The organism is Amphiplicatus metriothermophilus, from assembly GCF_900199215.1.
GTDB classification, from domain to species: Bacteria; Pseudomonadota; Alphaproteobacteria; order Caulobacterales; family Parvularculaceae; genus Amphiplicatus; species Amphiplicatus metriothermophilus.
On the sequence record NZ_FZQA01000001.1, the window covers coordinates 679665 to 697097 of the forward strand.

Annotated in this window: 18 protein-coding genes and 1 tRNA gene; 8 read left to right on the top strand and 11 right to left on the bottom strand. The window is 68.3% G+C overall.

Features of this window, described 5'->3' with window-relative positions:
* The first annotated feature begins 132 nt into the window (after positions 1 to 132).
* Positions 133 to 1260 (top strand): 2'-deoxycytidine 5'-triphosphate deaminase, encoded by a 1128-nt coding sequence (locus CHB64_RS03375; protein ID WP_089411150.1) that lies wholly within the window; start codon positions 133 to 135, stop codon positions 1258 to 1260.
* Complete coding sequence (locus tag CHB64_RS03380) at positions 1257 to 1667, top strand: hypothetical protein (protein ID WP_089411151.1); 411 nt, start codon at positions 1257 to 1259, stop codon at positions 1665 to 1667. The genes CHB64_RS03375 and CHB64_RS03380 overlap by 4 nt, the downstream gene beginning before the upstream one ends.
* A 116-nt stretch (positions 1668 to 1783) precedes the next feature.
* On the opposite strand, the gene CHB64_RS03385 is transcribed toward CHB64_RS03380, so the two are convergent.
* From CHB64_RS03385 to CHB64_RS03410, 6 genes are all read right to left on the bottom strand, one after another.
* Entirely contained in the window at positions 1784 to 2407 is a 624-nt protein-coding gene (locus CHB64_RS03385; RefSeq protein WP_089411460.1) for a DUF938 domain-containing protein, read from the bottom strand.
* Between the two features lie 82 nt (positions 2408 to 2489).
* The gene (locus CHB64_RS03390; RefSeq protein WP_089411152.1) at positions 2490 to 3428 is read right to left on the bottom strand and encodes a radical SAM protein; all 939 of its coding nucleotides are present in this window, start codon (positions 3426 to 3428) and stop codon (positions 2490 to 2492) included.
* 135 nt (positions 3429 to 3563) lie between these two features.
* A complete protein-coding gene (gene hisN / locus CHB64_RS03395) occupies positions 3564 to 4376 on the bottom strand; it encodes a histidinol-phosphatase (protein ID WP_089411153.1) in 813 nt (270 codons plus the stop codon).
* Positions 4377 to 4421: 45 nt separating this feature from the next.
* The gene (locus CHB64_RS03400) at positions 4422 to 4811 is read right to left on the bottom strand and encodes a helix-turn-helix domain-containing protein (RefSeq protein ID WP_089411154.1); all 390 of its coding nucleotides are present in this window, start codon (positions 4809 to 4811) and stop codon (positions 4422 to 4424) included.
* Positions 4812 to 4969: 158 nt separating this feature from the next.
* Positions 4970 to 6199: a glycosyltransferase family 4 protein gene (locus CHB64_RS03405; protein WP_234993303.1), complete on the bottom strand. Its 1230-nt coding sequence runs from the start codon at positions 6197 to 6199 to the stop codon at positions 4970 to 4972.
* A 302-nt stretch (positions 6200 to 6501) separates the two neighbouring features.
* The gene (locus CHB64_RS03410; RefSeq protein WP_089411155.1) at positions 6502 to 7407 is read right to left on the bottom strand and encodes an N-formylglutamate amidohydrolase; all 906 of its coding nucleotides are present in this window, start codon (positions 7405 to 7407) and stop codon (positions 6502 to 6504) included.
* A 255-nt stretch (positions 7408 to 7662) separates the two neighbouring features.
* Here CHB64_RS03410 and cpdR point away from each other — a divergent pair, with 255 nt between their 5' ends.
* Together cpdR and CHB64_RS03420 are read left to right on the top strand one after the other, a co-directional pair.
* The gene (gene cpdR, locus CHB64_RS03415; protein ID WP_089411156.1) at positions 7663 to 8022 is read left to right on the top strand and encodes a cell cycle two-component system response regulator CpdR; all 360 of its coding nucleotides are present in this window, start codon (positions 7663 to 7665) and stop codon (positions 8020 to 8022) included.
* 281 nt (positions 8023 to 8303) lie between these two features.
* A tRNA-Val gene (locus CHB64_RS03420) sits at positions 8304 to 8378 on the top strand.
* 100 nt (positions 8379 to 8478) lie between these two features.
* Here CHB64_RS03420 and CHB64_RS03425 read toward each other — a convergent pair.
* Both CHB64_RS03425 and CHB64_RS03430 read right to left on the bottom strand, forming a co-directional pair.
* Positions 8479 to 9105, bottom strand: coding sequence for an N-acyl amino acid synthase FeeM domain-containing protein (locus CHB64_RS03425; protein WP_089411157.1), 627 nt, complete (start codon positions 9103 to 9105; stop codon positions 8479 to 8481).
* Positions 9106 to 9109: 4 nt separating this feature from the next.
* Positions 9110 to 9841 (bottom strand): iron-containing redox enzyme family protein, encoded by a 732-nt coding sequence (locus tag CHB64_RS03430; protein ID WP_089411158.1) that lies wholly within the window; start codon positions 9839 to 9841, stop codon positions 9110 to 9112.
* Positions 9842 to 10068: 227 nt separating this feature from the next.
* On the opposite strand from CHB64_RS03430, the gene CHB64_RS03435 reads away from it, so the two are divergent.
* The 4 genes from CHB64_RS03435 to CHB64_RS03450 all read left to right on the top strand — a co-directional run bounded on the left by CHB64_RS03435 (position 10069) and on the right by CHB64_RS03450 (position 15163).
* Positions 10069 to 11502: a sensor histidine kinase gene (locus CHB64_RS03435; RefSeq protein ID WP_089411159.1), complete on the top strand. Its 1434-nt coding sequence runs from the start codon at positions 10069 to 10071 to the stop codon at positions 11500 to 11502.
* 57 nt (positions 11503 to 11559) lie between these two features.
* Positions 11560 to 13005: an OmpP1/FadL family transporter gene (locus CHB64_RS03440; protein ID WP_159462402.1), complete on the top strand. Its 1446-nt coding sequence runs from the start codon at positions 11560 to 11562 to the stop codon at positions 13003 to 13005.
* 371 nt (positions 13006 to 13376) lie between these two features.
* Positions 13377 to 14546 (top strand): succinyl-diaminopimelate desuccinylase, encoded by a 1170-nt coding sequence (gene dapE, locus CHB64_RS03445; RefSeq protein WP_089411161.1) that lies wholly within the window; start codon positions 13377 to 13379, stop codon positions 14544 to 14546.
* A complete protein-coding gene (locus CHB64_RS03450) occupies positions 14546 to 15163 on the top strand; it encodes a hypothetical protein (RefSeq protein WP_089411162.1) in 618 nt (205 codons plus the stop codon). Before dapE ends, CHB64_RS03450 begins: the two co-directional genes overlap by 1 nt.
* Here CHB64_RS03450 and truA read toward each other — a convergent pair.
* From truA to def, 3 genes are read right to left on the bottom strand one after another with little or no spacing between them, the layout of a single operon-like run.
* Entirely contained in the window at positions 15142 to 15894 is a 753-nt protein-coding gene (gene truA / locus CHB64_RS03455) for a tRNA pseudouridine(38-40) synthase TruA (RefSeq protein ID WP_089411163.1), read from the bottom strand. The two genes, CHB64_RS03450 and truA, sit on opposite strands and share 22 nt — an antisense overlap.
* Before the next feature lie 17 nt (positions 15895 to 15911).
* The gene (gene fmt, locus CHB64_RS03460; protein WP_089411164.1) at positions 15912 to 16844 is read right to left on the bottom strand and encodes a methionyl-tRNA formyltransferase; all 933 of its coding nucleotides are present in this window, start codon (positions 16842 to 16844) and stop codon (positions 15912 to 15914) included.
* A 43-nt stretch (positions 16845 to 16887) separates the two neighbouring features.
* Entirely contained in the window at positions 16888 to 17406 is a 519-nt protein-coding gene (def, locus tag CHB64_RS03465) for a peptide deformylase (protein WP_089411165.1), read from the bottom strand.
* Between the last annotated feature and the right edge of the window lie 27 nt (positions 17407 to 17433).

Genomic DNA, 17433 nt, shown 5'->3' on the forward strand with positions numbered 1-17433 from the left:
TAAGCCCGCGACGGCGCCCGCCAAGCGCGGCGACGCTTGCAGCCGGCGCGCGCCCTCGCTTGACCTCGCCGCAGGGGCGGGCGAGGAACGGGCCTTGCGGGCCGCAGCCGGCTTCGTGCGAGGCGAGGGTTCATGGGCGAGTCCAGGGGCGAATTCGGGACGGGCGAGACGGGCGTGCTTCCGGCGGAGGCGATCGCGCGGCTGATCGAGGCCGGCGCCGCGCGCCTCGCCGGCCCGCCCGGCGCGCGCCAGATCCAGCCGGCGAGCCTCGATCTCACCCTCGGCGCGCGCGCCTTCCGCGTGCGCGCCTCGTTTCTGCCCTCGCGCGCGCGGCGCGTGGACGAACGCCTCGCGGGCGGCCTCTTCATGCACGAGATCGGCCTCGAGCAGGGCGCGGTGCTCGAGCGCGGCTGCGTCTATCTCGTCGAGCTCAACGAGCGCCTGGCGCTGCCGCCCGACATCTGCGGCGCGGCCAATCCCAAAAGCTCGACGGGACGCATCGATGTTTTCGTCCGTCTGGTGACGGATCATGGCGCGGCCTTCGACGAGGTTCCGGCGGGCTATGAAGGCCCGCTTTACGCCGAGATCAGTCCGCGCACCTTCTCCATCGTCGTGCGGCGCGGCTCGAGCCTCAATCAGCTTCGCTTCAAGCGCGGCGACTGCCGGCTGGACGACGCCGCGCTCGCGGCGCTGCACGCCGAAGCGCCGCTGGTCGACGGACCGGCGGACATCGAGGGCGGCCTGGGGCTCAGGGTGCGGCTCGCCGGCGCCCCGGGCGAGATCGTCGGCTGGCGCGCGCGCCGGCACGCCGCGCTCATCGACGTCGACGCCGTCGGCGCGCTGAACGCCGAGGACTATTTCGAGCCGATCGCGGCCCCGCGCGCCGGCTTCATCATTCTCGACCCGGACGAATTCTACATTCTCGCCTCGCGCGAGGCGCTCGCCGCCCCCCCGGACTACGCCGCGGAGATGACGCCGATCAATCCGGGCCTCGGCGAGTTCCGGGTGCATTATGCGGGCTTTTTCGATCCCGGCTTCGGCTGGTCGCCGGACGGCGCCGGGCTCAGCCGCGCGGTGCTCGAAGTGCGCAGCCACGACGCGCCCTTCGTGCTCGAGGACGGCCAGATCGTCGCCCGGCTCGCCTATGAGCGCATGGCCGCCCGGCCGGGCCGTCTTTACGGGGCGGACCTGGCGTCCAACTATCAGGGGCAGGGATTGAGGCTGTCCAAACATTTCAGGCAGACGGAGCCGCATTCATGACGTCGTTCTTCGCGATTTGTCTCGCCGCCGCCCAGGCGGGCTCCCTCGGCGACCTCGCCGCGCCGCCGCCCCTGCCGAACCGGCCCGAGCCGGCGATCCGCTGCGCATGCCCGCAGGATGCGCCGGAGGAGAAGATCGTCTTTACCGGAATCGTGGTCGACGCGGAGCTGCGGGTCGATGCAAGCGGGCGCGCCGTCCAGCCCCGCCAGGCGACGGTGTTCCGGCTGATCCGGGCCGACGATCCGGCGCTCAAAACGCCGGTGAAGGTCTGGCATCCGATCGAGTCGGAACGCTGCGGCCTTTCCTTCGATTACGGCCGCCAGTATACGCTCGCCGCGCGCCGAACGGAGAAGGGCGCGCTCGAGACCGACCAGTGCCTCTTGCGCGCGGCGCCCGCGGACGAATAGGCGGGCGCCGGCCTTCCGCGCCGGCTCGGCGCAAACTCGGCGTCATCCCGGGCGCGCTGCGGCGCGCAGCGATGCGGCGCAGCCGGGGTCGGGTTCAATCAGCTGCGGCGCGGGCGTCAGGATCTCACGAAGATCGCCGAAAAATTGTTCGCCGGCATGGGGATCGCGGCCTCAAGCGCGAGTCCGGCCGCCTGCGCGAGCGGCAGGATTTCCCGTTCGAGGTCGCGCACGCCCCAGCGCTGATCGCGCTCCCTGAGGGTCGCGTCGAACTCCGCGTTGGACGGCGCCGCATGCGCCCCGTCGCGGGCGAATGGGCCGTACAGGAACAGTTTTCCGCCGGACCCGAGCAGCGCGCCGGCGCCGGCGATCAGCCCTTCGGCCGCCTCGAACGGGGCGATATGGATCATGTTGATCGACATGACGCCGACGATCGCCCCGCCGCCCGTCTTTTCGCACAGCCGCGCGGCGCGGCGCGGCCAGTCCGGCGCCGTCACGTCGATGGCATGGGGCGGCGCGACGTTGGAAAGGCCTGCATGAGCTGTCCAGGCCGCGATCGAGGCGCGCGACGGCTCGTCGGGATCGCCCGGCAGAAACCGGACCTCGGGCAGCGCCGCGGCGAGATGGGCGACATGCTCGCCGGTTCCCGATCCGATCTCCACGATCACGCCCGCGCGCGGCATGCGTTCGAGAAAGACGTCGCGGATCGGATCCTTGTTGCGCGCCGCAGAGGGCGAGAACATCCGCCCGCCTGTCGCCCCGCGCGCTTCCAGCGCGACCTCGCGGCCGCTTCCCCCATTTCGCGTCATCGTCGGTCCTGAATAGTCACCCGGAGCAGCCGGCGCCGCCGAGAACGCAGAACCGGGCGCAGTGCGGATGATTGAGCGGCACCGATATTAGCGATTCGGCGAGGGTGCGGCCAAGCTCGAATGCAGGCGAATACGGTATAAGCGTGCACGCGAGAACGCTCGGCGCCGGCGCGCCCCGGCGCTTCACGATCATGCGCGAGGAGGCGCACATCACCGAATCGGGACGGCGCCCGAGAATGTCCCAGCACGCTTCCGATATTTCCGGAACCTCGGCGCGCTCGTCCATTTCCGGAAACAGGACGAGCGCGGACGGATCGTCGGCGTCGATGGGGATCTGCCGCTCGGCGAAGAGGCGGCGATAGCCGGCGCGGGTCTCCTCTTCGGATTCGCCCCACAGGGTGCGCCCGGCCGCAGCGATCGCAAAACCGCGCTCGGCGAGCCAGGAAAGCCCTCGCATGGCCTCCTCGAAAGCGCCGGGTCCGCGCTCGGCGTCGTGCCGGTCCGCCGCATAGTGATCGAGGCTGACGCGCAGGACGAGGCGCTCGCCATATTCGACGCGCAGCGCCGCGAGGGCGGCCTGCACGCGCGGGCGCATCATCGGCCGCATGGCGTTGGTCAGCACGAGCGCGCGAAAGCCGGCGGCCAGCGCGTCGCACAGCATCGCCGGCATGTCGGGATTCATGAAGGGCTCGCCGCCGGTGAAGCCGATTTCATGAGCGCCGAGACGCTTCGCCTCGTCTAGATAGGGGCGCAGCTCTTGCGCGGACAGATAGGCGAGCCGGTCGTTGCGCGGGCTCGATTCGATATAGCAATGCGCGCATTCGATGTTGCACAGCGTGCCGGTGTTCGCCCAGAGCGTCTTGAGACGAACGAACGGCGCGCGCGCGCGCGGCTTTCCGTCCGCGGTCACGTCAGGATGCTGAAATTTCGCCGGCGTCGGCGCGCCGTAAGCCATGAAGAGCCCGTCCTCGCCCGTTTTCCGCGCGCCACGTTGCCGCGCGCGCCGTAGCGGGATCAAGCGCCCCGACACGCGCACGCGATCAAAATTCCATGAGGAGGCGCGCGAAACCTGTCGTGGGAGAACGGAAAGTCATGCGCCGCGCAGGATGTCGAGCGCGGCGGCGTGCAGCGCCGGCGTCGCCGCCGCAACGATGGAGCCGCGCGCGTCCGAGCCGAGCGCCTCTCCGGACCAGGCCGTCACGACGCCGCCCGCGCCCTCGATGACGGGAATGAGCGCCGCGTAGTCATGACGTTTCAGGCTGGTCTCGACCACGAGGTCGAGCGCGCCGAGGGCGAGAAGGCCGTAGGCGTAGGCGTCGAAGCTGTAGCGCGCGACGCGCGCGCGCGCGGCCAGCGTCGCAAAGGCGTCGGCCTCGCGGACGGTGAAATAGCCGGCGGGCAGGGGGTCCGTCGTCGACAGGCGCGCCTCGGCGAGGGCGGCGACGCCGCTCGACCGGCAGACCGTCTCGGCGCCGCCCCGGCGCCAGACGGCTCGGCCGTTCGCGCCGATCCAGCGTTCATCCGTAAACGGCTGATCGATGACGCCGAGGACGGGCCGGCCGCCGCGCTCGAGGGCGATCAGCGTCGCCCAGCTCGCCGCGCCGCAGATGAAGGCGCGCGTGCCGTCCACGGGATCGAGCACCCAGCGCCACTCGGCGTCTTCGCGCTCGGCGCCGAACTCCTCGCCGATGACGCCGTGGTCGGGCCAGGCCTCGCGGATCATCGCGCGCAGGACCCGTTCGGCCTCGCGGTCGGCGTCAGTGACGGGATCGAAAAAGTCGCCGTTCTTGCTTTCCACGGCGCCGTCGCGGCGGAAGCGCGGCAGGGTCTCGCGGCGCGCGGCGTCGGCCAGGCGCGCCGCGAAAGCGATATACTCGTCAGGAATGTCGCGCGCGCCGGCCATGCGGGCGGAATAATGGCCGGGCGCGGCGGGGCGCGCAAGCCGCGGCTATTCGCCGGACATCGCCTTGGCGAGATCGAGCAGGCGCCGGCGCGGCTCTTCGTCGAGATTGTAGAAGGCGCGCACGAGGTCGATCGTCTCCTTGTTCGAGAAGACGTCTTCGCAGGCGTGCGCCGCGCAGCCGTTGCGGCCGTTGACGTCGCCGGCGGCGGCCGCCTCGTCGTCGAGGCCCTCGAAGAAATACGACACCGGAACCTGCAGCGCCTTCGCCAGCGACCACAGCCGCGAGGCGGAGACGCGGTTGGCGCCGCTTTCATATTTCTGGATCTGCTGAAAGCGGATGTTGACCTGCTCTGCGAGCTTCTGTTGCGTCAGGCCGAGAAAGCGGCGGCGCTGGCGCAGGCGCCGGCCCACATGAAGATCGATCGGGTTGGCCATCAAGCCCTCCTTGCCGAATCGGCGCGCCCGCGCGCGACCGTTTCGGGAGAGGACAGGCAAGGCTCGTGCCGGTTTCCCGGTTCAGGCGTTTTCGGGCGGGAAAAAACCCGCGCCGGGGGGCTTGCGGCGGTCCGCACGCCCCGATCCGGGACAGGCGGTCAGTCGATCATCTTGGCCGAGCGCAGCCAGAACGCCTCGTCGAAGCCCGGGATCTCCAGATTGGCGATGAACTGGCGCGTGGCGGCCTCCCAGGAGAAGTTTTCGGCATGGCGCCGACAGGCCTCCGGGTCGCGCCTGGCGAGGGCTTCGAGACAGGCGGCCTGGAGATTTTCATTGAGCGCCCCGCACCCTTCCGGCGCGCCGTCGAGAATCTCCAGCGGCCCGCGCACGGGATAGGCCGCCACCGGCACGCCGCAGGCGAGAGCCTCGACGTTCACGAGGCCGAACGTGTCGGTGCGCGAGGGGAAGACGAAGACGTCCGAGCCCTGATAGTAGCGCGTCAGCTCCTCGCCATATTTGGGTCCGACGAAGACCGCGTCCTTGAACTTCTCCTCGAGCTCGACGCGCTGCGGTCCCTCGCCGACGATGAGCTTCGTGCCCGGAAGGTCGCAGGCGAGAAAGTCCTCGATGCTCTTCTCCACCGCGAGCCGGCCGACATAGAGAAAGATCGGGCGCTGATATTGATCGAGAAACGAGCGGTCGCCCGGCTTGAAGGCTTCAAGATCGACGCCGCGCGCCCACAGCTTCATGCGCGTGAAGCCGCGCTCCTTCAGCTCCTCCATCAGGCCGAGCGTGGCGACCATCATGGTCTCGCCGTCCTTGTGGAAGTCGCGCAGCACCGCATAGCCCCAGGAGATGGGAATCGCCCAGCGCTCGTTGGCGTATTCGGGAAAGCGCGTGTGAAAGCTCGTGGTGAAGGGATAGCCCCGCCGCTTGCAGAAGCGGCGCGTGGCGCGCCCGATCGGGCCTTCGGTGGCGATGTGGATGGCGTCCGGCTTGAAATCGTTGATGATCTTGGCCACCCGCCGGTTGGGCAGGATCGAGAGCCTGATTTCCGGATAGGACGGCAGCGGCACCGACTTGAATTCGTTCGGGGTGATGTAGCGGACGTGGTTGCCGAACCGCGTCAGGATATCGCCGAGCGTTTCGAGCGTGCGCACCACGCCGTTGAGCTGCGGCTTCCAGGCGTCGGTGGCGATGACGATCTTGAGGCCGCTCTCGGCGCCGGTGGGCATCTGAAACTTCTGGCGCGCGCGGGTCAGGCGCCCGACGCCGGAGCCGAGCCGGCGCAGCGGGCCCTTGCGAGGCGCCGGCGGGCGCTGCTCGCCGGGAGGCTCCCGCGGGGTTTCCGTCGCCGGCGGCGGCGGCGCGCTGTCGTCCTGGGTCATGGCTTTTTCGATCCGTCGGTCCGGACCGATTACGGAAGTTTCGCGGCTCTGACAACGCCAAGGCGTCTGCGCGGGCGAGTCGGCGACCGCCAGGCCGCTTCGCGGCGCGGCCAGGCCCCGAATCCGGGAAAAATCGGGGGCGCCGAAAATTTTGCCGCACCGCAAAATAATTGTTGCGCTGCAGCAGCCCGCCCTGTTAGAGTTCTTCGCGTAACGTCGTTGACGTTACGGCCCTTCTTGGGCGTTTCCTCCCTAGAACTTCCAGCCGCGGGTTCGCCCGCGGCTTTTTTTTGCGGCGAAGATTACTCGGCGGCCTGGGCCGGACGCAAGGCCGCCGGATCGATTTGCGCAAGCTCGGCGATGAGGCGTTGCATGTTTGCGCGCAGCGCCTCGAAACAGGCGGTGCGGGCGATGCGCGCCTCGTCGAGATAAAGCGCGCGGTTGATCTCGATCTGCAGCACGTGCGCCCCTTCGGCCGGCCGGCCATAGGCGGCGGCCACGAAACCGCCGGCGTAAGGGGCGTTGCGCGACACGCCGTAGCCCATTTTTACGAGCGCGTGCTCGACCAGGCTGACGAGGCCCGGCGCGCATGACGCGCCGTAGCGGTCGCCCAGCACGAAATCGATGCGCCGGTCGCCCTCGCGCAGCGGCGCGCCGCCGGCCGACGGCATGGAATGGCAGTCGATCACGACCGCGCAGCCGAACCGGCGCCGCGCGTCCGCGATCAGCTGCTGAAGCGCCTCGTGATAGGGCGCGTAACAGGCCGCAAGGCGCCGGCGCGCGTCGATGTAATGGAGCTTGCGGTCGTAGATGTCCTGTCCGTCGGCGACGATCCGGGGCACGACGCCGAGCCCGGCGAGCACGCGCGTCGAGCGCGCATCGACGCTCTTGGGCAGGGGATCGGCGAACATGCGCGGGTCGAGTTCGTCCCGGCTGCGGTTGACGTCCACATAGGCGCGCGGGAACAGCGCCCGCAGCAGCGGCGCGCCGTAGCGCGGCGCGGCGTCGAAAATGAGATCGACATAGCTGTCTTCGGACTGGCGCAGCGCGTGGCGGTCGAGCCGGCTCATGCGCAACAGGTCCGCCGGATAGCGCCGGCCCGAATGGGGCGAGGCGAAAATGAGCGGGCAGGTCGCCGTCGCCGGCGCCAGCACCTCGATCGCCTGGCGCAGCTCGCTTGCGTCTCCATCCGGCGGGGCGTGTTTCATGCGGTGATCGCCTGCGCGGCCGTCAACATGCTCTCATGCTAACGGTATTCGGACGGATTCGTTAAGCAATTCCTCGCAAGACCCGCGCGGGCGCGCGCGGCGCCCGTTTCCGCTTTCGGGCGGCGCGGAACTTGCTCGGCGGAACCGGGCGCGCCGCGGGGCGCGGCCCGTCTGTTCAAATCGGCGCGGGCGGCTTAACACTGCGGGCCGTCAGGGGGGGGCCGCTCGGCGAAAAACGAACGAGGCGAAAGAACGATGGCGTCCATTCTTTTGGCGGAAGACGACGAGTCGATGCGCAAATTCCTGAAGAAGGCGCTGGAGCGCGCCGGCCATGTCGTCGTCGACGCCGGGCAGGGGGACGAGGCCCTGACGGAGCTGCAGCTCAGGGAGTTCGATCTTCTGCTGACCGACATCGTCATGCCGGTGATGGACGGCATCGAGCTCGCCCGGCGCGCCGCCGAGATCGACCCCGACATGAAGATCATGTTCATCACCGGCTTCGCGGCGGTCGCGCTCAATCCCGCCAACCGGGCGCCGCACGACGCCAAGGTGCTCTCCAAGCCTTTCCATCTGCGCGATCTGGTGCAGGAGGTCGAACGGCTGGTCGCGGCCTGAAGCGCGGGCGGCCTGAGGCGCGGGCGGAACGGGGGACGCCGGCCGGCGCGCGGGCCTGGCGCGGTTCGACGGCGGGCGCGTTCGGCGCGGGCCGGGCGCGGCTGTCTCAAGGAAGCGGCCCGAGCCGGTCATTCGCCTCAGGCTGCGCCCGCCGCCGCCAAACGCCGCCCTTGCGCCCCGCCCGGCGCGGGCGGACCTGACTCCCGATCTCTTCTGATCCCTGATCCTTCTCCCGCCCGGCTTGCCTCCGTCGCGGTTTGCCGATAGACAGCGGGCCTTCAGGGCGCATAGCTCAGTGGAAGAGCGCCACCTTGACACGGTGGAGGCCGATAGTTCGATCCTATCTGCGCCCACCATTTCTCGCGATGCCGAAGCGGCTCGCTGCAGCTTTGGCAGACTCTCCCGACCGGGTCAAAAAAAATCCCCGCGCGATTACGCCGACGCCGCGCGCGAAGATCAAGCGAGCGAACAGGCGGCGGCCAGCGTCAACGACCGTTTCGAAATTTCAAGCTGCGTCCGCGCCGTTTCAGCGAACGGCGAGTCAATATCTATGAGGCGTTGATAATCTCTGAGATTTAGACTCATGACCGCCACATCGCCATATTCTTCATGATGCTTCCTGAAAAGAAATTCGTATCCGAATTTCTGGAAAAAACCGGTCAAGTGACGATTGCAATCCATAAACGACGTATCGATTTCATGAGCCAGGCCGAACACGTACAGGTGCTTGAATATATCGACAGAGACATGAGTCCTGCGATACTTCGGCGATACCATCAGGCGCGTGCAAATGCTGGCGCGGCTCAGAGCATCAGGGTTGAGAAGCCGGTCAAGCTCGTAAAAGTCGAAGTAGTCGCCGACCGGACCTTCCTTGAGCAGGTTTGCACGGATGCAGGCGACGATTCGTCCGTCTTTATGCGCCACGACCTGCCTCGCCGTATCGTCCAGCGGATCGCGGATGGTTTTGGTTCTGTGGCAAGCATATCGTTGCTTGCGATGCATTTCCTCGACATAGATGCCGTATCTGAAAGAATACAGCTCTTCAGGACACTCGGCCGGGGTATATATGCGATACTCAAACATGCGCTTACGCGACCGAGCGTCGGCTTTCGGTGGGAACGATGCGGTCGGCGTTTAACTCCTCCCAATTCCAGCCGGGTTCGGCCGGCGCGCGCGCATCTTCGACCGCCTGCATCATCATTTGAGAATAGAGATATCCGGTCGTCTTCATGGCGTAGGAGACCCTGTCGAGATCCGCTTCATCCCGGATTAGGGCGTCCGCGTAACGCTCCATCATCCGGTTGTGGCCCTGATCGATGGTCGTATGGTCGCGCAGGAAGGTCATGGCGCCGTCGGGCACGCCGATTTTGCGCAAGGCCTCCATCATGCCTGCGCCCGACTGCGTCGGCGTGAATTCCAGGAAAAACAGATATCCCAGATACCCCAAAGGGTTGAGGTTGTAGATCTGATAAAAGCCATAGGCGAGAAGCGCCGTCGTGGCCGGCAACGGATTTTGGTACGGAACGTCGGTCGCGTCGCCGCCGAGGGCGACGTAGTCGTTCAGCGCGAGCTGGTCGTGCCCGATTTCCGAGGCCGCATGCTTGAAGAACATGCGGACCATGTCCCGCTGGCGGCCTTTGAAATAAACGGTCGCGAGCACCTGCAGCTGCGGGTTCTCGCGCGTATGGTGAAACACCTCCCGCATGATCGTCCGGTATTCCGCAACCGTCATCCGGCCGCTGGTCAACAGCGACACCGGCTCAGACCGGATGAAGTCTGCGAAAATTGGTTGAAACCGTTCCTTCAGACTCTCGAACATCGACACAGGAAGTCCCCTTATTACCGTCGGCTGCGGAATTATCTTAACAAATAGTTAAAGTTTATCATTAATGCAATTCGAAAAAAACGCACAGCCCTTTCGACACGGACACGACGATCTCAGCGGGCGGGCGGAAAATCGTTAATAATCTTGAGCGGTCGCCGGCGCGCCTCGTTAACGCTATTCTAACGCTGCGTCGCCACTACTGTCGGCAAGTGGGCCGGCGCATGCGAAAATCGGGAAAAATCAATCGCTGGACGGGCAAGTTCGCCTCAGATGAACTGGAGGCGGAATTCCAGAGTCACATTTTCGACGTCAACAGACGGCATAATTTCCTAGCGGTGGCGATCGCCCTGCCGCTGATCTCCGGCTACGTGCTGCTAGACAGCACGGTGCTCGAGCATGCCGGGTTCGCGATTGCGTTGCGCCTGTCCGTCATCGCCTTCTGCGCAGCGCTGCTCGTCACCATGAAGATCCCTAGCCTGTCGCGCCATCATGAGCTGGTGACGGCGACGATCATATTCCTGCTTGGATTGGTGATGAATGCGATCGTATGGAAAGAGCCGAGCCTCGGCCACAACTACTATGTTGGTCTTATACAGGGTGGGGTTTTTATTAGTTTTTTATTGAGAGTCGGCATTATAAAGTTATATTCTATATTAATATCTACATATTTGATATTTTTGATCGTTTCCCAGGGCAAGGGGCAACCTGAGGAGGCGATTCTTCAGGCGGTCGTGCTGCTCACGATGTTTTCCTTGTGCGGCTTCGGAAGCAATCTGCTGGAGCGGCACCGTCGGACGGAGTTTCTGCAGGCGCGGACCATCGAACGCCAGAACGCCCAGCTCAAGCGGATGCTCGAAGACATCCGGCTCGACAACGCGCGCAAGGTGGCGGCCATGAACACGCTCGTGCATTTCGTGCGCACGCCGATCCATCAGATCTCCGGCTTCACCGACGTCGTCATGAACGCGCTGAGCCAGGCGGCGGAGGAGGAAGGCAAGCTTCCCCCCGACTGCCTCAAGAGCGTCGGCTACATCAAGAACGCCTCCAACGAGCTGGCGGGCAACGTCGCCAAGCTGCTCGCCTATTACCGGCTCGACGACGGCGCGGCGCAAGGAAGACCGGCGCCGGCGCCGCTCCATGAGATGGCGCGCGACTTCAAGGAGCAGATCGCGCCGGAAATCGAATGCGCCTTTTCCGGCGAGAAGATCGAGATCATGAGCCATGTCGAGCCGATCCGCATCGCCCTCAGCTCGCTCGCGCAGGCCTATAACGAGAAAGCCGGCGCGATCTCGCGCATGGACGTCGTGCTCGCGCGCGCGCCCGAAGGCGCGGCGATCGTGATCGTCGACGACGGGCCCGGCCATACGCCGGAGGAGTTTCGCGAGCTCGCCAAGCCGCTCACCAAGCTCGACCGCTATCTCACCAGCGACGGCTCGGCCATGCCGATGGCGATCAGAACGGCCGCCCGCGCGGCCGAGGTCTGCGGCGGCGCCTTGACCTATGAGCCGGCGCCGGGCGCCAATCGCCTGACGCTGCGGCTCAAGGATCTCGCTCCGGCTGAGGGCGAGGCGGCCGGCGAGGCCGCGCCCGCGCCCGCGCCCGACGCCGAGAGCGCCGAAACGGCGCCCGCTCTTCGCGCCGCCGGGGCCGCCTGAACGTCCTGTCAACGGCTGCAGCAGCCTCTAGCGGAGAACGAAATGAATCAGCGCAGAATGAAAGCACGCCGCGCGCGCGTCGTCGAAGCGCCGGGCGCGGCGCGCACAAAAAGGGGGGAGCGCGTGGCTTTCCGGTTCAATCGCATCGACTGTCTTCGCACGATTTCGGGCGCAGTTTCCGGGGCCGCTTTGAGCGCGGTCCTGGGGGCGATCCCGGCCGGGGGCGCGTTCGCCTCGGGGTTCGCGGTCGAGCACCATAACGCCCGCGCGCTGGGCGCGGCCTTTGCGGGCGCCCAGGCCCGCCGGGCCGACGCGGGCTTTGCGGCCTACAATCCCGCCGCCATCGCAGGGCTCGCGCGCGCCGAGATCTCCTCGAGCGCGACGGCGCTATGGGGGCCGACGGAGTATGCGGACGCCGAGGGCGTGCTGCTGGGGACGACCCCGATCGCCGGGCGCGCCAGCGACGACGGCGTGCTGCCGCCCGCCTTCATTCCGAGCTTCGCCTACGCCGCGCCGCTCGCCGACCGGATCGCCGTCGGCCTGACGGTGATCTCGCCCTTCGGCCTGCGCAGCGAATTCGCGGACGACGCGATCGTGCGCTATCACGCGCTCGACTCGCGCCTTCTCACCATCGCCGTCTCGCCGACGCTCGCCGTCGATGTGGCGCCGGGCCTGACGATCGGCGCGAGCCTGCGCCTGCAATACGCCGATATCTCGCTGGAGACGGCGGTCGATGCGGCCGGGCTCGCCGCGCTGCTCACGGGCGCGCCGCTGACGCCGGGGACAGACGACGTGCTCGCCGATCTCGACGGCGATGATCTCGCGGTCGGCTTCACCGCCGGCGCGCAGATCGAGGTGACGCCGCGCCTGCGGGTCGGCTTCAGCTACGCGTCGAAAATCGAGCACGACCTGCGCGGCGACGCGGCCTTCGGCATCGAGGACAGCGCCGCCGGCGCCGCGCTCAACGCCGCGACGGGCGTCTTCGCGCCGACGAAATTCTCGGGCGCGCTGTCTTTGCCGGCGACCTATGCGCTCGGGGCGGCATATGAGGCGAGCCCGGCGCTCACCCTGCTCGCCTCGGCGACCTATACGCGCTGGTCGGTTCTCGATCGGCTCGAATTCGCCTTCGACAATCCCGCCCAGCCGCCCGAAGCGGTGACGCAGGACTGGTCGGACACCTGGGCGTTCTCATTCGGCGCCGATTACGCGCTCGGGGAGAAGACCGGGCTGCGCGCCGGCTTCATGTTCGACGAAACGCCCGTCAACGACGCCTTCGCCGGCCCGCGCATCCCGGACACGGACCGATACTGGCTCACGGTCGGGCTGACCCGCCGGCTGAACGAGCGGCTGTCGGCCGATCTCGCCGCGGGCTATGTGTTCAGCGCCGACCGCGAGGTCGCCCTTACGGGCGCCGCGCCGGAGGACCTGCTGCGCGGCTCGCTGTCGACCAGCATCGCCGTGACGACCTATGTCGCGGGCGGGCGGCTGCGCTACGCATTCTGAGCGGCCGGGCGCGAAACGCGCGCGCTCATGACAGCGCCGGGAATCCGGGCTAGCTAGGGTCAAAACTCAATTATCGCGCGCGCCGCGATGGAGGCGAAAATGACCGGCTGGCAGGAGGAAAGCGAAGAGCGTAGCAGGGCCTACGGTCGAGCTTTCCGACGAACCGGCCGATCATTTTCGCCCCGCCCGGCGGGGCGCTTCCGCTTTCGCGCCTCGTTCGGCGAGGAATCGGGGCCCCAACCCCGATTCCTGCCGCCTCGCCGTCGCCGATCTTGCCCGTACCGCGGGCGCGCGCGGCGATCGGCTCCTGCCGGCGGCGCCAAAGCGGGGCGTCGCGGCCGCGGGATAATCGAGTTTTGACCCTGAGCGCGATGAGTCCCGTCGATCCGATAGAGCTGGCGCGCGCGCTGATCCGCTGTCCGTCGGTCACGCCCGCCGACGCCGGCGCGCTCGGCGTGCTGGAGGGCGCGCTCAAGTCCCTCGGCTTCGTCTGCGCGCGGCTGCGCTTCGAAGAGCCGGGGACCGCGCCCGTCGACAATCTCTACGCGCGGCGCGGGACGGCGCGGCCGAATTTCTGCTTCGCCGGCCATACGGACGTGGTCCCCCCCGGCCGGGAGTCGGCCTGGCGCTTTCCGCCTTTCGCCGCCGAGGTCGCCGACGGCGCCGTGTGGGGGCGCGGCGCGGCGGACATGAAAGGCGCGATCGCGGCCTTCGTCGCGGCGGCCGATCGCGTCCTCGCGGCCGGCGAGGCGGCCGGCTCCGTCAGCCTGCTGATCGCCGGCGACGAGGAAGGCCCGGCGATCAACGGCACGCGCAAGGTTCTCGACTGGCTGGCCGCGCGCGGCGAGGTCGTCGACCATTGCCTCGTCGGCGAACCGTCGAGTCAGGAGCGTCTCGGCGACATGATCAAGGTGGGCCGTCGGGGCAGCATCAACTGCTGGCTGACCGTCCAGGGCCGCCAGGGCCATGTCGCCTATCCCCATCGGGCGAAGAACCCAATCCCGCCGCTGATGCGGATGCTGCTGGCTCTGGGCGAGACGCCGCTCGACGCAGGCCATGAGCGGTTTCAGCCTTCCAATCTGGAAGTCACCGAGCTCGCCGTCGGCAACGAGGCGCATAACGTCATCCCGGCCGAGGCGCGCGCGCGCTTCAACATCCGGTTCAACCCGACCTGGACGGGCGCCGCGCTCGACCGTCATCTGCGCGCGCGCCTCGACGCGCTGGCGGCGGGCGAAGGGATCGCCTATGCGCTCGAAACCGTCGTTTCCGGCGAGGCGTTTCTGACCACGGACGAAAGGTTCATCGCGCTCGTCTCGGATGCGGCGGAGCGGCGGACGGGCCTGCGCCCCGTCGCCTCCACATCCGGCGGCACGTCCGACGCGCGGTTCATCAAGGACGCCGCGCCGGTGATCGAGCTCGGCCTGCCCAATGAGACGATCCACCAGATCGACGAGCGCGCCGCCGTCGCCGACATTCTGGCGCTGTCGGACATCTACGCCGATATTTTACGGGGGTACTTCCGGCTGGAGGCCGCGCCCTGATGGACCTCGACTACGCCGCCCGCCAGATCGCCGGCGTCTGGAAAATGGCGTGGAACCGCCCCGGCTGGACCGACGCGCTCGACCGGTCCGTGGACGGCGTTTTCCGCTCCTTCTGGGCGGTCGTCTACGCCGCCCCGCTCGTGGTCGCCGGCGCGGTCTCGCTGCGGCGGGTCGCCGACCGGACGCCGTCTCCTTCCGCCGATCCCCTGCTCGAGGCGCCGCTGAGCGTGGTCCTGGGCGCGCAGATGGCGAGCTATCTGATCGACTGGGCGGCGAGCGTGGCGGCGCTCGTCTTCGCCGTGCAGGCGGCGGGCGGGCGCCGGCGCGTCGCCGACGTCATCATCGGCTTCAACTGGGCGCAGGTCATGGCGAGCGCCGCGCAGGTCGCGCCGATGGTCGTGCTCGCCTTCACCGGCGCGCGCGCGCTCGCCTCGCTGCTGCTGATCGTCGCCGTGGCTTTCGCCGTCGCCCTGCACTGGGGCGTGATCCGGCGCGCCGCCGCGGCGTCCGTTCCGTTCGCCGTCGGCGCGATGGCGCTGCTGATCCTGATAACGCTGGTCGTCAGCGGCCTGGTCAACGGCGCCGCGCTCGCCCTTTACGCGCTCGTCTCGTCATAGTCCGCGCGCAGAAAATAAAGGCCGTGCGCCGGCGCCACGGGCGCGCAGGCGCGCCGGTCGCGCGCCTTCAGGGCGGCCTCTACGTCGTCGGGCGTCCAGCGGCCGAGGCCGGCCTCGACGAGCGCGCCGACCATCGAGCGGACCTGATGATGCAGAAAGGAAGGCGCGCGCGCATAGACCGAAATTTCCTCCCCCTCGCGCTCGACCCATAGCGCGCTCAGGGTCTTCACCGGCGAGGCCGACTGGCACTGGGCGGCGCGAAAGGTCGAGAAATCATGCCTGCCGACGAGCCGGCGCGCCGCCGCGTTCATGGCGTCCGCGTCGAGCGGGCCCGGCACGCGCCAGGCGCGGCCCGCATCGAGCGTCAGCGGCGCGCGCCGGTTGACGATGCGGTAAAGATAATGGCGCGCGCGGGCGCAGAAGCGGGCGTGGAAATCGGGCGCGGCGGTCTGCGCCGACAGGATCGCGACCGGCGCCGGGCGCAGATGATGGTTGAGCGCGTCGCGCACCGTCTCAGCCGGATAATCCCTGCACAGATCGATATGCACGGGCATCGCCAGCGCGTGCACGCCGGCGTCGGTCCGCCCCGCCGCATGGGCGACGACCGTCTGCCCGCTCAGCGCGCGCGCGGCGTCCTCGATCGCGGCCTGAACCGAGGGGCCGTTCTCCTGGCGCTGCCAGCCGACGAAGGGCGCCCCGTCATATTCCACGATGAGCTTGTAGCGCGGCATGGAAATCCGTCTGCGGATCAGGAAAGAACGAGGCCTTCGGCGAGAGGAAAGCCGCGCAGAAAGGCGTCTGCGTTCTGCGCGGCCCTGCCCGCCCGCTGCAAACGAAGAAGCGCGACCGCGCCTTGCCCGCAGGCGACGACGAGCCGCTCGCCGGCTTCGAGAATCTCGCCGGGCGCGCCGGCGCCTTCGACGGGGCGCGACATCAGGGCCTTCACCCGCTGCGCGCCGCGCGGCGAGGGCGCCTCGAACCAGGCGCCGGGAAAGGGCGACAGGCCGCGGATCAGCCGGTCGACCTCGGCCGCGGGGCGGCGCCAGTCGATGCGCGCCTCGGCGGGCGATATTTTCTCCGCATACGTCACGCCTTCGGCGGCTTGCGGAGTCTGCGTCGCGCCGCCGCGCTCGATCGCGGCGAGCGCGCGCGGCAACAGGCTCGCCCCGATCTGGGCGAGGCGGTCGTGCAGGCTTCCCGCCGTGTCGGTCTCGGCGATCTCGACCGTCTCCGACAGCACGATCGGGCCCGTATCGAGCCCCTCCTCCATGCGCATCACCTGCACGCCGGTGCGCCGGTCGCCGGCGATGATCGCGCGATGGATGGGCGCCGCGCCGCGCCAGCGCGGCAGCAGCGAGGCGTGCAGGTTGAAGCAGCCCAGCCGCGGCGCGTCGAGAATCGCCTTCGGCAGAATGAGGCCGTAGGCGACGACGACCGCGGCGTCGAGATCGAGCGCGGCGAAGGCGCGGCGCTCCGCCTCGCTTTTGAAGCTCGCGGGCGTGCGAACGGGCAGGCCGTGCGCCTCGGCGAAGCGGTGCACGGGCGAGGGCTGCGGGCGATGGCCGCGCCCGGCGGGCCTCGGCGGACGGGTGTAGACGGCGGCGATCTGATGGCCGGCCGCAAGCAGCTCGCTCAGCGCGGGAACCGCGAACTCCGGCGTTCCCATGAAGGCGAGGCGCATGTCGGAAAGTCCTTGCACGGGCGGGCGCGCCGGGCGCGTCCGGTCAGCTCGCCGCGGCGAGGCGCTGCTCTTTTTTCAGCCGGCGCAGGATGCGATCGCGTTTGAGGCGCGAGAGATGGTCGATGAACAGAACGCCGTTGAGATGGTCCATCTCGTGCTGGATGCAGGTGGCGAGCAGCCCTTCGGCGTCCTCGATCTTCTCCTCGCCGTCATAGTCGAGATATCGGATCCGGCAGCGCGCGGGCCGTTCGACCTCGTCATAATAGTCCGGCACCGACAGGCAGCCTTCCTCATAGACGGCGGTCTCTTCGGAAGGATCGAGAATCTCCGGATTGACGAAGCAACGCGGCTGGCGCGCGTCCGCTTCGCCGGAAATGTCCATGACGATCACGCGCAGCGGCACGCCGACCTGAATCGCCGCCAGCCCGATGCCGGGCGCGGCGTACATGGTCTCCAGCATGTCGTCCATCAGCGCGCGCAACGAATCGTCCACCTTTTCGACAGGCCTGGAGACCTGCCGCAGGCGCGGATCCGGCGCGACCAGAATTTCGCGTATGGCCATGGCGGCGAGATATGGCGCGCAGGGGCC

Coding starts and splice junctions, on each gene's coding strand:
- dapE (WP_089411161.1), top strand. CDS start 13,377: ATGAGTCCCGTCGATCCGATAGAGCTGGCGCGCGCGCTGATCCGCTGT.
- cpdR (WP_089411156.1), top strand. CDS start 7,663: ATGGCGTCCATTCTTTTGGCGGAAGACGACGAGTCGATGCGCAAATTC.
- hisN (WP_089411153.1), bottom strand. CDS start 4,376: ATGGCCGGCGCGCGCGACATTCCTGACGAGTATATCGCTTTCGCGGCG.
- CHB64_RS03440 (WP_159462402.1), top strand. CDS start 11,560: ATGAAAGCACGCCGCGCGCGCGTCGTCGAAGCGCCGGGCGCGGCGCGC.
- CHB64_RS03375 (WP_089411150.1), top strand. CDS start 133: ATGGGCGAGTCCAGGGGCGAATTCGGGACGGGCGAGACGGGCGTGCTT.
- CHB64_RS03410 (WP_089411155.1), bottom strand. CDS start 7,407: ATGAAACACGCCCCGCCGGATGGAGACGCAAGCGAGCTGCGCCAGGCG.
- CHB64_RS03425 (WP_089411157.1), bottom strand. CDS start 9,105: ATGTTTGAGTATCGCATATATACCCCGGCCGAGTGTCCTGAAGAGCTG.
- CHB64_RS03400 (WP_089411154.1), bottom strand. CDS start 4,811: ATGGCCAACCCGATCGATCTTCATGTGGGCCGGCGCCTGCGCCAGCGC.
- truA (WP_089411163.1), bottom strand. CDS start 15,894: ATGCCGCGCTACAAGCTCATCGTGGAATATGACGGGGCGCCCTTCGTC.
- CHB64_RS03405 (WP_234993303.1), bottom strand. CDS start 6,199: ATGACCCAGGACGACAGCGCGCCGCCGCCGCCGGCGACGGAAACCCCG.
- CHB64_RS03385 (WP_089411460.1), bottom strand. CDS start 2,407: ATGTTCTCGCCCTCTGCGGCGCGCAACAAGGATCCGATCCGCGACGTC.
- CHB64_RS03390 (WP_089411152.1), bottom strand. CDS start 3,428: ATGGCTTACGGCGCGCCGACGCCGGCGAAATTTCAGCATCCTGACGTG.
- CHB64_RS03435 (WP_089411159.1), top strand. CDS start 10,069: ATGCGAAAATCGGGAAAAATCAATCGCTGGACGGGCAAGTTCGCCTCA.
- def (WP_089411165.1), bottom strand. CDS start 17,406: ATGGCCATACGCGAAATTCTGGTCGCGCCGGATCCGCGCCTGCGGCAG.
- fmt (WP_089411164.1), bottom strand. CDS start 16,844: ATGCGCCTCGCCTTCATGGGAACGCCGGAGTTCGCGGTTCCCGCGCTG.
- CHB64_RS03450 (WP_089411162.1), top strand. CDS start 14,546: ATGGACCTCGACTACGCCGCCCGCCAGATCGCCGGCGTCTGGAAAATG.
- CHB64_RS03430 (WP_089411158.1), bottom strand. CDS start 9,841: ATGTTCGAGAGTCTGAAGGAACGGTTTCAACCAATTTTCGCAGACTTC.
- CHB64_RS03380 (WP_089411151.1), top strand. CDS start 1,257: ATGACGTCGTTCTTCGCGATTTGTCTCGCCGCCGCCCAGGCGGGCTCC.